12 protein-coding genes are annotated in these 16,103 nt (G+C 36.0%); 2 read left to right on the top strand and 10 right to left on the bottom strand.

Annotated features, from left to right (window positions below; translation table 11 throughout):
• Nucleotides 1–256: 256 nt before the first annotated feature.
• The 5 genes from ACLTBU_RS09080 to ACLTBU_RS09060 form a co-directional block, all read right to left on the bottom strand.
• Complete coding sequence (locus ACLTBU_RS09080) at nucleotides 257–469, bottom strand: DUF5348 domain-containing protein (protein ID WP_177671610.1); 213 nt, start codon at nucleotides 467–469, stop codon at nucleotides 257–259.
• 199 nt (nucleotides 470–668) lie between these two features.
• The gene (bilR, locus tag ACLTBU_RS09075; protein WP_249332584.1) at nucleotides 669–2,600 is read right to left on the bottom strand and encodes a bilirubin reductase, long form; all 1,932 of its coding nucleotides are present in this window, start codon (nucleotides 2,598–2,600) and stop codon (nucleotides 669–671) included.
• A gap of 80 nt (nucleotides 2,601–2,680) precedes the next feature.
• Nucleotides 2,681–3,544, bottom strand: coding sequence for an AraC family transcriptional regulator (locus ACLTBU_RS09070; RefSeq protein WP_177671612.1), 864 nt, complete (start codon nucleotides 3,542–3,544; stop codon nucleotides 2,681–2,683).
• Between the two features lie 182 nt (nucleotides 3,545–3,726).
• A complete protein-coding gene (locus tag ACLTBU_RS09065) occupies nucleotides 3,727–7,236 on the bottom strand; it encodes a TIM-barrel domain-containing protein (protein ID WP_412218614.1) in 3,510 nt (1,169 codons plus the stop codon).
• A gap of 29 nt (nucleotides 7,237–7,265) precedes the next feature.
• Nucleotides 7,266–8,555: a Gfo/Idh/MocA family protein gene (locus ACLTBU_RS09060; RefSeq protein WP_412218613.1), complete on the bottom strand. Its 1,290-nt coding sequence runs from the start codon at nucleotides 8,553–8,555 to the stop codon at nucleotides 7,266–7,268.
• Between the two features lie 172 nt (nucleotides 8,556–8,727).
• Between ACLTBU_RS09060 and ACLTBU_RS09055 the strand changes: the two genes are divergently transcribed.
• Nucleotides 8,728–9,648: a helix-turn-helix domain-containing protein gene (locus tag ACLTBU_RS09055; protein WP_412218612.1), complete on the top strand. Its 921-nt coding sequence runs from the start codon at nucleotides 8,728–8,730 to the stop codon at nucleotides 9,646–9,648.
• Between the two features lie 169 nt (nucleotides 9,649–9,817).
• Here ACLTBU_RS09055 and ACLTBU_RS09050 read toward each other — a convergent pair whose 3' ends face one another.
• From ACLTBU_RS09050 to ACLTBU_RS09040, 3 genes are all read right to left on the bottom strand, one after another.
• Nucleotides 9,818–11,206, bottom strand: coding sequence for a phosphodiester glycosidase family protein (locus ACLTBU_RS09050; RefSeq protein ID WP_412218611.1), 1,389 nt, complete (start codon nucleotides 11,204–11,206; stop codon nucleotides 9,818–9,820).
• Between the two features lie 62 nt (nucleotides 11,207–11,268).
• Nucleotides 11,269–11,547, bottom strand: a complete 279-nt coding sequence (locus ACLTBU_RS09045) for a helix-turn-helix domain-containing protein (protein ID WP_177671617.1) — start codon at nucleotides 11,545–11,547, stop codon at nucleotides 11,269–11,271.
• Between the two features lie 347 nt (nucleotides 11,548–11,894).
• On the bottom strand, nucleotides 11,895–12,530 hold the full coding sequence (locus tag ACLTBU_RS09040; protein WP_177671618.1) for a hypothetical protein: 636 nt from the start codon (nucleotides 12,528–12,530) through the stop codon (nucleotides 11,895–11,897).
• A 185-nt stretch (nucleotides 12,531–12,715) separates the two neighbouring features.
• On the opposite strand from ACLTBU_RS09040, the gene ACLTBU_RS09035 reads away from it, so the two are divergent.
• Nucleotides 12,716–13,009, top strand: a complete 294-nt coding sequence (locus ACLTBU_RS09035) for a nitrous oxide-stimulated promoter family protein (protein ID WP_412218610.1) — start codon at nucleotides 12,716–12,718, stop codon at nucleotides 13,007–13,009.
• Nucleotides 13,010–13,677: 668 nt separating this feature from the next.
• On the opposite strand, the gene ACLTBU_RS09030 is transcribed toward ACLTBU_RS09035, so the two are convergent.
• Together ACLTBU_RS09030 and ACLTBU_RS09025 are read right to left on the bottom strand one after the other, a co-directional pair.
• Complete coding sequence (locus tag ACLTBU_RS09030; RefSeq protein ID WP_412218609.1) at nucleotides 13,678–14,256, bottom strand: GNAT family N-acetyltransferase; 579 nt, start codon at nucleotides 14,254–14,256, stop codon at nucleotides 13,678–13,680.
• Nucleotides 14,257–14,285: 29 nt separating this feature from the next.
• Complete coding sequence (locus ACLTBU_RS09025) at nucleotides 14,286–16,103, bottom strand: ABC transporter ATP-binding protein (protein ID WP_249332593.1); 1,818 nt, start codon at nucleotides 16,101–16,103, stop codon at nucleotides 14,286–14,288.

The raw sequence follows: 16,103 nt of genomic DNA, 5'->3' as shown, positions 1-16,103 counted from the left end.
GACAAAGGCTATGCTGAAAATTATAAAGAAGCATTTTCTAAATATTTAATAAAATATATATTAATTTAGATTATTTCTTTATACAACTATTTAATAAAAAGAATTTATGTTATCCTTTTTTAATAAAATCTCTTAAACAAACCTCAGCATACTTACTATCTTCTACAGTTACAATTTTTTCGATTATAAGAGATAACTTAAAAAGAGCACCTCCAACTGGAGGTGCTCTTTTTATATCCTATATCTCAAATATCTATTAGGCTCTAGCTGGTAAGCCTTCATAGAGGTAAACAACTAAGAAACCATCTGTAAAATAGTATTCTCCGAATTCGTCTTCCTCTACTTTTCCTTCTAACCATTCTTGTTCATCTTCTTCAAAGATTGTAATATCTTCCCCACCAGCCCAATATGTTTGATCATCTAGTGCGAAGTATCCTTGCTCATTTCTAAAAAGCATACCTTCTTTCATCTTGTCACCTCATTTATAATATAGATAGCTATGGCTATTATAATACGTGATAGACACTTTTTATACCCCTATAAAAAAGAAATCTCATTCCAGTCCTTGTCGCTTCAAATAAATAGAGAATATCCATTGTTTTGTTCAAACATAATATAGCCTTCTAAAATAAAATGAGTATGAAATGAAATCATGCTTTTTAGTGGCTTTACCCTATTTGATTAGCTGCATCATAGCCTGTGCAAATAGCATGATTAATATCTTGGGCTTTCTCTTTACAATCTCCTACATAAACAACTGGTATACCTGCTTGTACTAATGGCTCCTGATCAAACTTGTTAGGCTTAGCACCTACTGCCATCACAACATAATCACATGGTATTTCTATTATTTCCTTATCTTTATTTTGAGCATATACAACTTGCGGTGTAATTTCCACCACTGTATAGCCTGTATAAAGGCCTACATGATGTGCTTTAAAAGAGTCAAATAGCACTGGTCTGACAGTTGTTGACTCTTCTTTAGCAATTTCATCCATCATTTCTACAATGTTTACTTGACAACCCCTATAAGCCAATGTCTCAGCAGTTTCTGCACCTACTAAACCACCGCCTATAACAACTACTTTTCCTGCACATATTGCCTCATCTGCTAGTACCTTCCAAGCATCTAATACATGTACTGCATCTGCTCCTTTAATAGGTGGCATACTATTAGATGCACCAACTGCTACAATAACATGCTCTACTTGGTCTCTTAACAAATCTGTGGCATCTACTTTTTTTCCTAATTTAAGTGTTACACCTAACTTTGTTAAACTTGCTCCTAAATACTGTATTACTCGATTCATTTCATTTTTACGTGGTGGTACTTTAGCAATTTGGAGCTGTCCACCAATTTGAATATTTTGGTCATAAACAATAACCTCATGCCCTTTCAAGGCTGCTACTCTTGCTGCTTCTAATCCTGCTGGACCTGCCCCTATAACACCTACACGTTTTGAAGTTACTGCAGGTGTTATTATTCTTTCATACTCATACCCATTCTCTGCATTAAGTACACAGCTTAAGAATTTACGGTTTTGAATGCTATCTGTACAGCCTTTATTACACATCATACAGTAGCGAATGGTATTCATTTGATTAGCTTCTGCTTTTTTAGGCCAATCTGGATCAGCAAGAAGTGGACGACCTATTCCCACTATATCAGCTTTACCTGCCTTAAGAATAGCTTCACCCATTTCAGGTGTTACAATACGACCTACTGTAGAAACTGGAATAGAAACAGCTTCTTTCACTTGCTTCGCATAGTCCGCAAAGAATGCATAAGGTTGTGTCCCCATAGCTGGAATGGTATCCCCCATGTTACCTGTATGATTAGCTTGTGCCACATGAAGCATATCTACACCTGCTTCTTCTAAACACTTAGCAAGCTCTATACCTTCTTCAATCAATACGCCACCTTTACCCCTTAAAGGATTTGTACTGATAATAGGCAACTTATAATCAATAGTCAAGTTTGGCGCAGCCTCTTTAATTGCTCTAACTACCTCTAATGCAAAGCGAATACGATTTTCAAAGGCACCCCCATATACATCTTCACGATGATTTAATAGCGTAGAAGTTAATGAACCTACAAGACGGTCTCCATGTACTTCTATAATATCTACGCCTGCCTTTTCTGCTCTTTTTGCACACTCAGCAATCTTCTTTATAATGCCCTTCAGATTTTCAACAGATACTTCATCTACAAAATGTAACATATCATGATGTAGTTTAGCCCTTGCACCTTGCATATCGCCTTGTCTAAATAAAGCGTTAACAGCATCTACATCGTATTCAGGATGAAAAAGTTGAAGACCTAACTTTGCCCCATATGTATGTACAGCATCTGCTAATTTTTTATAGCTCGGAATCTGACTATCATCAAAAAGCTTAGGTGTTGGAGAAATAGTTTGTATAGGTGTGACATCCCCTATGACAATATAGCCTACACCACCTTCTGCTAAACGTTTATAAAAGTTTAAACTTTTTTCTCCGATAGAACCATCTCTTTCCTCATAACCTGTTGTAAGTGGTGGGAACATCACTCTGTTCTTTAAAGTAATTTTACCCACATTAATAGGTTGAAATAATTGCATATAAAAGCCTCCTTTCTTGATAATTCAATGTTATCAAGAAAAGGATGAAAAAACATATGTATTTCTTTATAAAAAATATATTATTCCGTACTCGTCATAGTTTTATTTCTTATTTCAATTTCATATTTTTTAGGACTAATACCTCGTATCTCTTTAAAAGTTTTACTAAAGTGATATGCGGAAGAAAAGCCTAATTGTCTAGCAATCTCTTCAATGTTATAGCAATGACACTTAATAAGCTGCTCTGCTTGATGTACCTTCAATCTTAAAATGTATTGACTTGGAGATTTATCGAATATAGCTATAAAGGCTTTGTACAAAGAATTGGAGCTTACGCCTATAGCCTGGCTCATTGTTTCTACTTTAATAGGCTCACTTAGATGCTCGTGGATATAAGCCGTAGCCTTCTGAATGACTTGATTATATTGAGGATAATCATGTTTTTTCTCAAATTCTAAAACTTGTTTTTTCTGCTGGGCACGAATAATATGAATAACCATTCGTAAAAGTCCCGAATACAAAATACTATCATACCCAATAGCCTTGTTATTGGTCTCCATAAAGAGTTTTGCAAACATAGTCTCAAAATTTACAAACTCATCTTGGTATAAAACATGCCCGTTTGCAGTAATTAACTCTGCAAAATAACATGAGACATGCGCTGGCTCTACATCAAATTCAAAACAATAATATTCATAACACGCCTCATTTTTATTCTTCACTGTATAACTTGTGTGGGGACTTACCACAAACAAGCTCCCTTTTTTATAATGATATACCTGCTTTCCAACTTCCAAAACAGGCGTTGCTTCACGGTAGTAAATAATCTGAAAATGCGTTGGATAATGAATTTCAACAGTTTCCCCTAAAGAAATTTTAAGACCATAATCTACCAAATTAAGTTTAAGATGATTAATTAATTCTTTTGCATCCTCATATACCATTGAATCATTTTCCTTCCCTATTTTAGTAATCGCATATTATATAAAATATTATAGAATATACCCTACTCTTTTTCAATCTTCCTATCTTACCCTAAAAATATGCTTTCATTCACTTTTATATTTACTCACTACTTTTAAAAATAAAAAATAGACCTGTTAAACCAGGTCTATTTTCAATAAGCTTAATGTTTTAAGTTTGGCCCTACCAAAAGTGTACTCACTCCACTTAAATCTACCACACCATCTACTTTAGCTACTAAGCTAAAGGTTGCAAGGATACCATCTTCTTGGAGTAACATGCCATTTCCTTTATTACTAAAAGCCACAACCACTCTTGTTTTTTCATCTTCTTTTAGAGCTGATGCATTAATCATATGTTCTGTTAAGGCGGATGAGCTTGCAATCACTTCTTTCTTACATCTTCTACCTAAGCAGTTTCTATGGTCATAGCGATTGGTATCCAGTGTAAGTACAGCTTCAAAGGCATAGACATCTTGTAGGTCTTTCCCCACTACTTGTACAGTAAAAGTCTCTCCTGCTTTAACGTAGTCTACATTTGTAACCAAGGTAATTTCGCCCTTTGCCTCTTTATCCTGTACTTCTAATCCACCATCTAATTGACTCGCTACAAGACTTAAATCATACACATCAATACGTCCATTATAATTCACGTCACATTTAGAAACATAGTCCCAGTCATTATCACCATAAGCTACACCCATATAGTTGGTTACAAAGGTTAAATCATTTTCATCCACTTTGCCACCTCCTGTATAATCCCCAATCTGAACAGCTTCTGTTCCTTCTACTTTATATGGCTTAAAGTGGATAGCATTGGCATAGTTTTGATTCCCCTCTAAAGCTTCTATCTTAACATGCTTTGCCACTATTTCTTTAAAGTCTACCAAATGTGGTGCATCTTGGTCTTGCCAAATACCTTCTTTCACTAAGGTTTTGTAATGGCGTCCATCTTGGCTAATAGCTAAATTATATTTTGTAATATTGCCTTTGGTACCTTTTCCTCTAGATTGGTATTCAAACTTATTAAGTTTATATGCCTCTTTAAAGTGCATTTCATAAATAACTGGTAAGTCACCTTCTCCTTCTGACTTAGAAAGCCACATGGAATTATCATCTCTATTAACTGCTTTGGTTGCATCATATCCTGGACGCTCACTAGTTGCACTAACTTCCATCTGCTCTCCTGCAATGACATTTTTAAGATGAGATTCTAAAGTTGTAAGGACCACTTCATGACTCCAACTGGATGTTCCCTTTGTATTACGTGCTCTTACCTGATAAGTATATGAAGTGGTGCATTCCAAGTCTCTATGTAAAAATGGATTAGATACATTTTCAAAGAGGATGCCATTTATTTTCAAGTCGTATGCAGTAGCTTCTGCTGTCTCTTCCCAGCCTATCTGAATACTTAAATCTTCAATTGTAATACCTTTAAGCCCCAGTGGTATTTGTGGAATAGCCTCATGCCTAACAGGCTGATCTCTTTGATCATTATGGATATCTATGACTTCTATAGCTAATGCTTGTCGCGCTGACCAAGCTGCTGTTTTAATATAAATGACACCGCCTGCTTCAGCTGAATCAAAATAAACCACATTACCAGATCTTACCTCATAAGCTTCCCTTGTATCTACTTCTATCCAGTTTTCTTCTGCCAAAGCCTCTATGCCCTTAATCGCTTTAGGCGATACTTTTGAATGGATTTTAAATTCATAACATCTTACTTCTTCCATACCTTCATAATGTCCCTCAGCCGGAGCAATATGAATTGTTACATTACCTCTACCACCTTTTGGAGCTGTAACTTTAATTTTAGTTAAAGCATGAGCACCTTCTTTATATGCTTGTGTACAACCATCATCTTCATACATTTCAAATCTACTTGTTCCATAAGGATAAATATCTAACGTTAATGGATGAGCTTCATTTGGCAACTTATCCCCATCAAATCTGCCTAATGGGTACATAGGAATAATAGCGCCATTCTTCACAAAGAGTGGTAATTTCTCAAGAGGTGCCTCAAAAGAGTTAATCACTCTTCCACCTCTATATTGCTCACCTGTAAAGTAATCAATCCAGATCTGATCAGCATCTGGCAAATAAATATTGTCTCTTATGGTAGCCTCTTCATAGACAGGTGCTACTAAAAACCAATCCCCTAACATAAATTGATGCTGTGTGTCTTTGGTTAAAGTATGAACATCTTCGGGATATTGCCATAACATAGCACGCACAATAGGACTTCCTGTCTTGTAGCTTTCATAAGCATAGCTATACATATAAGGTGCAAGACGTAATTTTAAATTAAGATACTTCCTATTATAAGTTGTATAAGGCTCTCCCCATACCCAAGGTTGTTTATCACGAGGTGCCCAGCCTGACATATTAATGAGAATAGGTGTGAAACATTTCCACTGCAAATCTCTTACTTGGGTCTCAGCAGAACCTGCAAAAATAGCATCGATATCAGAGCCGCAGTAAGCATGTCCTGATAAGCCTGCTCCTATGTAAGTTGGGATATGCATACGAATATATTCCCAGTTACCAAATTGGTCACCACTCCATACTGCAGCATATCTTTGGCTACCTGCCCATCCACAACAGGTCCATACGTAACCACGGTCTTTGCTGTTGTTTTCAATCCCTTCATAACATACTTTAACAGCATCTAAACCAAACTCATACCCAGGCCCCACCCATGCTACGTCTGTTTTTACTACACGAGAACCAAACTCCGAAACCTCTTTAGCAATTTTATCTACACTATTTTCTGTCCATAAGCCTACTTTGAAACCTAACTTTTCCGCTTCATTAATAAATCCTTTAAGATCTGTATAGCCACATCCATAGCCATCATTAGGCAGCATCCATCCACGAGGCATATCATGTTCTTCATAAGCTTTAGCTACCTTCAAAGCATCCATGGTTTCTTTATAGCAATTGGCATCCCCTGGCATAAGTCCCCATCTTGGAATAAGAGGCGCTCTACCTGTTAGCTCCGTATAAACTGAAAGTACTTCATGTAGCCCTTCCCCAAAGCAATAGAAAGTATCTAGCTTCCCTTCTTCATGAGTAATCACAGTCTGCTCTTTAAAATCATAGTGTCCGTTTGTAAAAGTATTCCTAAATTGTCCATAGCCCTTTGTACTCATGTAAAAAGGTGCTGGATTAGAAACAGATCCCTTATTCCAATGGGAAATTTTAAGTTCAATATCTATAGTTTTATTTTTATGTGAGAAGTAACCATTTTGTACGCCACCACCATAAAAATATTCCTGGCTGTCCCCTTTAAAAGTCTGTGTAATTGTATCTTCTGTATAAGTAATAGGCTCATCCTCTGCAAAAATAAGAGTCTGCCCATCCTTTTTATAAGCCTCTAATCTAAAAGCTCTTTTATAAAGATGTAAAATGACTTCCTGACTTGCCACCTTGTAATAATCCTTAAACTCTTCTACTACCACTTGAGGTACGCCATACTGCGTTTTGAACCCTTCTTCATCTTTAGCAATGATTTTGCCCTGCGTGTCATCTGTAAAAGCCCCAGTTAGGTCTAATCTAAAACGTATTAAATCCTCTTTCCAAAAGACCAGCTCTCCCTTTTCTTTTTCAAACCCTAAATGAATCTTGTTACCTACTTGGTATAAACTTTTTATTTTTCCAACCTGGCTCATTGCGCATCCCCTTTAACTTATTTTATGGTTTAAGCATTTCTTAAAGTATCTAAGTTAATACATTCACCGCCTGCTAATCTGGACTGCTCTGCAGCTAATGCAATGTAATGACTTTCTACAGAGTTTTCTACAGAGGTAATAGCACTTGTAGGTTGTTTACCTTCACTAATCATTTCTATAAACTCTTTCACAATTCTTAAGTCACCACCACCGTGACCTGAAAGGTTTTTAGCAAGTTTGGAAATATCAATCACTTCTGGTTTCTTGCCAAAGACTTTGATTTCTAGCGTATTCTTTAGCATATCTGCTACAATCTCACCTTTAGTACCCATAAGCTTTGCATAGCGTGAATTATCATATGTAAGGCCGCACATTGTAAAGCTCATAGTTGTGCCATCTGTCATTTCTAGGTTTACCACTTGATGGTCTACTACATTATTATTGCAGTGGTACACACACTTTCCATATGGTCCATTTTGAATAGCTTCTGTAATGGTTTCAAGTGTAGGATGAAGGGCCAATACTTCAAGTGGCCAACCTGTATATCCAGTCTTTACACCCATTCTTTCATGTTCAATATAGATTTTTTCTGCATCAAAAGGACAGTTCTCTTTAGCTTTACAGCCATCTAAGCAGCGTTTTGCAGCTCCTTCAGGCGCATTTTCTTCTTTAAAAAGATAAGTGCTACCAAAAGAAGATACACTCTTGCAAGTTTTGCCTGTAAGCCATAAGTATAAATCCATATCATGACAGCATTTTTGAAGAATCATCGGACTTGTTTCATTAGAATTGCTCCAGTTTCCCCTTACAAAGCTGTGTGCCTGATGCCAGTAGCCTACATTTTCAATAGCCATGACCGATACAATATCTCCAATAGTTCCTTCATCAAGAATTTCTTTTAACTTTGTATAGAAAGGTGTATATCTTAAAACATGGCATACAACCACTTTACGGTTACATTCTTTGGCTACCTTTACAATTTCACGGCATTCATCTAAATCCGGTGAAATAGGCTTTTCAAGTAAAAGGTCATAGCCTTTTCTTAAAGCTGGAATAGCCTGAGCCACATGTTGTCTATCTTGTGTGGTAATAAACATTACATCGGCTAATTTGTCTTGTGCAATAAGCTCTTCTGCACTGCTAAAACATTTTTCAGGGGCAACATTATAGTTTTTAGCTACTTCTTCTACTTTAGCAGGGTCAATATCTGCTATTGCTACAACTTCCATTTCTTCAGGAAATAATTTTGTTACTGGTGCGTAGGCATCTTTCCCCCTATTTCCAAGCCCCGCTAATGCTATAGTTAACTTTTTACCCATCTCTCTTTTCTCCTTCTCTAAAATAATTTTGAAATTACTTTTTATATAGGTATTATAGTTAAATTTAATTTACTAAAACATATTTGATAATCCATTATATTTACACAATCGTCCGATATTTTATGTTATACTTTTCTCAATGGTCTTATTTTTATTTTAAGGAGGCTTATTGATGACTTATATTAGCACCAAACTTAGGCAACCTATTCGTATCACTGACATTATCACTATTCACTACTTTGAATATATGAAAAACTTCTATTTTCCTGGGGAGTCTCATAATTTTTGGGAAATGCTTTGTGTCGATAAAGGTGAAGTAGAAGTTCAAACAGACCATAAAACTTATACACTGAAGCGAGGTCAAATGATTTTTCATAAACCTATGGAATTTCACGCTATTAAGGCCTTAGGTCAAGCCGCACCTAATCTAATTGCTATTTCTTTTAAATCTCCATCAACACAGATGTCCTCTTTTAATAACAAAGTTTTTTCTTTAAATACAGTAGAAAAAATACTTATTTCTAAAATTATTTCAGAGGCTAAGTCTGCCTTTTCAACACCTCTTAATGTGCCTTCCATCGAACAGGTAGAACGCTCAGACACAGCCTTATTTGGAGCTGAACAATTAATTAAAATTTATTTAGAGGAGTTATTAATAGCTCTTATAAGAAAAGAAACTCATACCCCTCCTCTCAAACATGCACCTTTTTCAAAGACTTCTAAGGCAAATACCTTTGAGTCTATCACAAATTATTTAGAAGCCCATATTTGTGAAATGCTCACTGTAGAAACTATTTGTAATGATAATTTAATCAGCCGCTCCTGCTTACAAGCTTTATTCCATGAGAGAGTCAATAGAGGTGTCATTGATTATTTTCATAGTCTTAAAATTAATCTCGCTAAACAACTCATTAGAGAAGGCGACCTGAATTTTACACAAATTGCCGACTTCCTATCTTATAGCTCCATTGGACACTTCTCTAATCAGTTTAAGAAGTTTACACAAATGTCTCCTTCTGAATATACTTCATCTATTAAGCTGCTATCCGAAAATACGGCAAATAGCTTTTCGAGAGTTTTCGTTTCTGAATAATTTTTCTATACCTTCTTTAAATGTGATTACATACAAAAAGAAAGCTTAGCCTGATTCTACTTGACTGAGCTTTCTCATAACTTATTCCTTTGATCGCACATATAAAAACCTTAAAATGCAGTCTATATTTTTATAGCATTTTAAGGTTTTCGTGCTTTACGTGCTCTATTTACTTTTGAGTAAAAACAATACTATTATTTACTTTACGACCTGGGCTCGTCTGATAAGTTCCATTATAATATAATCCCGAAGAGGCTCCACCATCTAAGCACATAGCATTTTGTAAGCCTAGTGCTTTTGCAATTTCTTTCAGCTCACTAATACTTGCTGATGTTGTGCCGACTATCACTTTTCCGTCTGCTGTTGTGCCTATGAAGCTTCTAGATGCCACTTGCGTAAGAATCTTTGCTTCTGTAAAACCTTCTTCTTTTGGTGCTGGGGTAGAGTTGCCATTAATAAGCAAGCTTGGTCCTGCACTTAAAGCATTTTGTACCTTATTCCATTCATCCTCACTTGTATGGCTAGGTTCAAAGGTTACTTCATAGCGAATGGCATCTCCTATATTAAAGCTATTTGCTCTATCCTCTCTCATAACTAATACAAAGCCATCTTGAGGTACTTGTACAGATTGTGTAACCTTCTTTACAATCTTATTATTACTACATACAACGCCTACATAACCTGGCTCTAGTTTAATAGCATTACCATATTCCGGTGTATAAATAACCGTTGCACTGGCATCCCCAGTTGGTCTATTGATGCGATAGGTGAGCCATCTTGGTTCATCATTCACATAACCTTGAACTCTTGTTTTAACAAAATCTATTAAAACCTCATTGTCAGATGTGAAACCTATAGTACAACCGATGTCTGTAATATGTAGAGGTTTACCATCTTTGACAAGTGTACCATCTGGATAAGGCGTATCTCCATTGTAGGCTGCAAAATAAGTTCCATTAATAGCTACTTTCCCTGCTTTACCTAGATTTTTCAGGTCATCTACTTGATTAATCTTACCTCCAGCTGTTTGAATACGCGGCACAATGCTGGCATTATTCATATCAATCGTTACATATTTAACCGTTTTACCTTTAATAGTCTTACTTTCATATTTAAAAGCTTGTCCAGATGAATTAGATTTCTGAGGCATAGCCTTTTTTACTAAAGTCCATTGCTTCTCAAGATCTCCTAACGAAACGGAAACTACCCCTTCATTATAACCAACGTTAGCACCAAGTGCTTCCCCTATAAACCTGAGCGGTACATAAGTTGTTCCCTCTATCATTTCAGGCGCTGCATCTAAACTTACTTTTTCCCCATTAATACTTGCTTCACGGCAATTAGGCTTTAATTCTACTACTTTATCCCCCAATGTAATTGCTATTTTTTGACTAGCCTTATCAAAGCTAACCTTTGCTTTTAATTCTTCACTTACTAATCGAAGTGGAATTAAAGTGGTTTGATTCACAGATACACTTTCAAGTGATGCACCATATACAAGCTGACTCATGCATACAGCTGCAAATATAAACGGAACTACTTTTTTAAATCTTTTCATCCTCAACTCTCCCTTATATTTTATCTTTCCTGTCTAAATATTTATTTTTATTCAAAATTATTTTAACACAAATCAATTATTTTATCTAAAATAAAAAAAGAAACCTCAGCTGAATGCCTCTCAACTAAGATTTCGTCTATAGATGTATTAAATAATTTACTTAATGCAAATAAGTTATCTACCGATGGTAAACATTGTCCCCACTGCCACTTATAAATGGCTTGAGGTCCTTCAAATCCAAAATACACTTGTAAGTCCTTTACAGATAATCCATTTAGCTTTCTAAGCCTTAAAATATTAGCCCCTGTGGCTTGTACATCAATTATTGGAAATGTGTTCATTGCCTACCTCCTAAAAAACTAATACTTTATTATAGCTTATCTCTAAATCACTTGCAACTTATGAAAATAAAATATTGCAGCTATACAGCCATGGGAAAAATCCCGCAGTAATAAGTCAGCCTGACAAAACCTCTTTCATGGATTTAATCGATAATTGAGTATTAAATGCTAAGCATTAATCCAAAAAGAATATTGAACATTAGACACTAAGCACTCAGCATTAAACACTAAACATTTAAGTGCAATTTGCCCCTTGGCATCCAATAGATCTATGATCTTGTTCTTCCATAATAACCCTTATGGAGGGGACTTAATTGAGGATTTACGTATAACTGCAATAAATTAGATTAAACGTTGATTTCAATCATAGTCACACTATTAGAAATCTGCAATACTGTATCAACTTCTGATTCAAAGTTTTCAATCTCATCTTTCATGGTTTTAATAAGTTTTTGGACTTCTAAAGCATCTACTAAACCATATTCATTAGCCTGACGGTAAGGCTGTGCTATGGCATCATGACTTGCCTGAGTGATTTTTTCTTTTCCTTCCTTACCATATGCTGTATTGAGAAGTTGTTCAATACTATCATCTACTCTAGCATTTTCTCTAGCTACACGATCCGCTGCCACTATGTACTCATCATTTAACTTTTCTAGCAAAGTCTTTTCATATTCAATAGCACTTTTTTTATCAATAGCTTCAGCTACAGTCATACGTTTACCTGCTACCTCTACTACTGTAATAGCATTAGACTGAATGATAGCTGCCTTAATGGCATTTCTTCTTTTAATTAAATCTACAATAGATTGATAATCTGCCTTCGCATTGGCTTTAAAGGCTTCCTTAGTCATCTTTCCATTAATATTAGGTACAGAAACTTTTGCTGCGCCTACAAATTCACCTTCTTCTATCTTACGATGAATACGGCTATCTAATAACTTTAATTCATTTAAACCTTTTGTCACCAACATTTTTTCCATCTCTCTATCCTCCAATACCTTACTACTACGCCATGCATCTATTCATAAGTTTATTGTAAGGGATATTTAAATATGTTGCATTAAACCTGTAGTTTAAATTTATCTTTGTTTTAAATTATATTCAGGATTAAAACTATTTAAATTAAAATTTAACTTTTTATCCGTATGAAAGGAGCCTCTCATCTATGAACCGTATTGAAACTGAAAAACAAGTTGTAACTCATATGATTGAAATTTACTGCAGAAAACAGCATTCTAGTTCTGCCCTCTGTCCTGAATGCTCTGCTTTAAAAGACTATGCTCTTAAACGTCTTTCTCATTGTAAGCATGGTGAAAATAAGACCTTCTGTAGTCAATGCACAACTCACTGCTATGCCCCTAAGTATAAAGAACAGATTAAAAAAGTGATGAAGTTTAGCGGTCCTAGAATATTTTTTGTACATCCTATTCTTGTTATTAAACATATGCTAAAAAAATAAGCAGAATAAAAACTGCATGGTATTATTCCCATACAGTTTTTATTCTGCTTTATATCTCCATGCTCTCATTTTACACATAAAAAGCCGAGCCCCATGCAGCTCCCCCTTAAAATAACTGCATAGACTCGGCTTTTTATATGTGGCAAAGTTAATTAGCTTAATTTTCATAAGCCATATAGGCTTAAGGTTTGAAAGGGAAACGCTTTTCTTTAGGCACTCGCTCGTTACTGTGGCGGGTATTGTCCGCAACTGCCGTTTACAGGGATGCCAATGCATATATAAAGGCCAGGTGGGAGGTAGCACCAAGTGACGTAGAGAACTGCTGCTAGATAGGCGTGCACTTCCAGGTACTTTTGCCAGAAGGCTTAATGAAAGATAAGCACTATAGAAGTTGAACCTTATAGGCCTTGCTGCCACGACATAGGCCTAAAGGGCTGTAAGCTAAGGAGCCTTCATTACTGGAAGGGGGACCAGCAGTTAAGCTGTTAGCTTACGAGGTGTAAAATGCTTCTATTACCTAGGATGTGTTTTGCATTTTACATATACTATATAGTCCTATGTAGTGAAAATTCTTCAATTTTTCCAAAAAATTTTAAACTTTTTATAATGTGCATCTAAACCTTTTACTTTAATCTACAGTTATCAACTCATTTAATTTCACATTTGCTTTATGAGTTAACTTTTATTTGTTTCCATTCATCCTCAAGGATAGCCATTAAAATATCATCAGCAAACTCTTTTCCATTCCAAATAGCATCACGCAATACTCCCTCACGTTTAAAACCCGCTGACTGGTATGCTTTTTCAGCAGAAGGATTAAACGAAAATACATCTAATTCCAAACGGTGAAGTTTTAACTTTTCAAAGGCAAAATCTCGCGTTGCTTTTATGGCCCATGATCCAATTCCTCTACCTCGTTCAGCTGATTGGAAAATAGCAATACGGAAATTTGCACTACGTGCTTTCCAGTCAATTTCATTAATCACACTTTCCCCTATAATACGTCCATCTGGGTTTATGATGAGAAAATCATAACGGTCATCGTCATCCACACATTGCATAAAGAAATTAATGACCTCATCATGTGTAAATACTTCTTTACAACCAGTAAGCCTTGCTACTTCTGAATCTAAAGGATTAAAATTTTGCTGAAAATATGCTTCTGCATCTTCTACTTGTGCAAGCCTCAAGACAAAACCATCTTTCGTCCATGTTTGATTTATTTTATTCATTATGTATGCCTCCAAATTCTTGTTTCTGAAACTACTAGAGTCACTTAAGCAAACTGAGCCTCATAAAGAGAACAATAGAATCCTCTCTGCTCCATGAGACTTTCATGTGTTCCCTGCTCTACCACTTCTCCATCCTTAACGACTAAAATCGTATCCGCATTTTGAATGGTAGAAAGACGATGGGCAATGACAAAGCAAGTTTTATTCTCCATAAGTTTTCTCATAGCCTGCCCTATTTGCAATTCTGTTCTTGTATCTACGTTAGAAGTTGCCTCATCTAAGATGAGCATAGGTGCCTCTAATAACATAGCTCTCGCAATAGTTAGAAGTTGTTTTTGTCCTTTGGAAATATTAGAACCTTCATCGCTAATCACTGTATCATATCCTTGTGGTAGCCTCTGAATAAAGGAATGGATTTTAACAGCTTTGGCTGCTGCAATCACTTCTTCTCTCGTTGCACCTTCTTTACCATAAGCTAGATTGTCATAAATCGTACCATGGAATAACCAGGTTTCCTGTAGTACCATGGCAAATGATTTTCTAAGACTCTCGCGCGTTAAGTCTTTACTCGGATGATCATCCACTAAAATATTACCACTCTGAATATCATAGAAACGCATTAAGAGGTTAATAAGTGTCGTCTTTCCTGCCCCAGTCGGACCTACGATAGCAATGAGTTTGCCTGGTTCCACCTTTAAGGACAGGTCATGGATAATGGTTCTTCCCTCTTCATATCCAAACTGAACATGACTAAGCTCTACCTTTCCTTGTACTTGTTCCTTACTTCCAAGTACAATAGCCTGCTCCCCATCTTCTATCTCATTCATCTCATCAAGCAAACTAAAGATTCTTTCTGCCGCCGCTAGAGATGACTGCAGTTCGCTCACAATATTAGCCGCCTCATTAATAGGTCCAGAAAACTTTCTGGAGTACAGGATGAAAGAAGAGATATTGCCAATTGTCATTTTCCCCGCTAAGAACAGCATAGCTCCAAATACGCTAATTAGGGATAAAGACAAGTTATTGATAAAGTTAACACATGGTCCTGTCATCGCCCCATAGTATTCTGCTCGGTAATAGGCATCCACCGCCTCTTCATTTTTCTTACGGAACTTAGCCAATACATTTTCCTCTTGTGTATAGGCTTTTAAAGTCTTCTGCCCTGATACCATTTCCTCTGTAAAGCCATTAAGTAACCCAAGTTTTGCTGAACGATCTCTAAAGAGTGGTCTTGTCTTAGTTGTAATAAACTTTGTAATCCCTATAGATAAAGGCACTGTAAAACAAAAGACTAATACTAAGCTCTTAGAAATCACCAGCATCATAGAAAGTGCTCCTGTTACTGTAATCAGCGTGGTCACAATCTGAATCAGATCACTTGATAACGACCCATTAATGGTATCAATATCATAAGTAATTCGGCTAATAATATCCCCCGTCTGTCTCGTATCAAAATACCCTACTGGTAGTTTTAAAAGCTTATCAAATACATCTTTTCTCATACGCTTTACTACCTTTTTACTAATGGTAATCATTAAGATGGATAACCAATAAGAAAGCAAACTTGACACCAGGTAAAATGCCACCATCCAAGCCGCATAATAAAATACTTTTTCAAACTGCACCTTGCCTACTCCTACTATGGCATCTACTGCATACCCTGAAAGCATAGGCCCAATAAGTGCTAATAGATTACTTCCCACTGTTAATATAAAAGCTACGAGCAGTAACCATTTGTATTGCATAAGGTAAAGGGTTAGCCTAAGAAGTGTTGCTTTTTTATTTATTGCGCGATTACTAGCTTTCTGCCCTTTGATATTTTTACCTGCAGCTAACTCTCCCACAAATCCACGTTGGCTCAT

Origin of the sequence: Zhenhengia sp. (genome assembly GCF_046966505.1) — a bacterium.
Taxonomy (GTDB): domain Bacteria; phylum Bacillota; class Clostridia; order Lachnospirales; family Cellulosilyticaceae; genus Zhenhengia; species Zhenhengia yiwuensis.
This window is presented reverse-complemented; position numbering and strand designations above follow the sequence as displayed.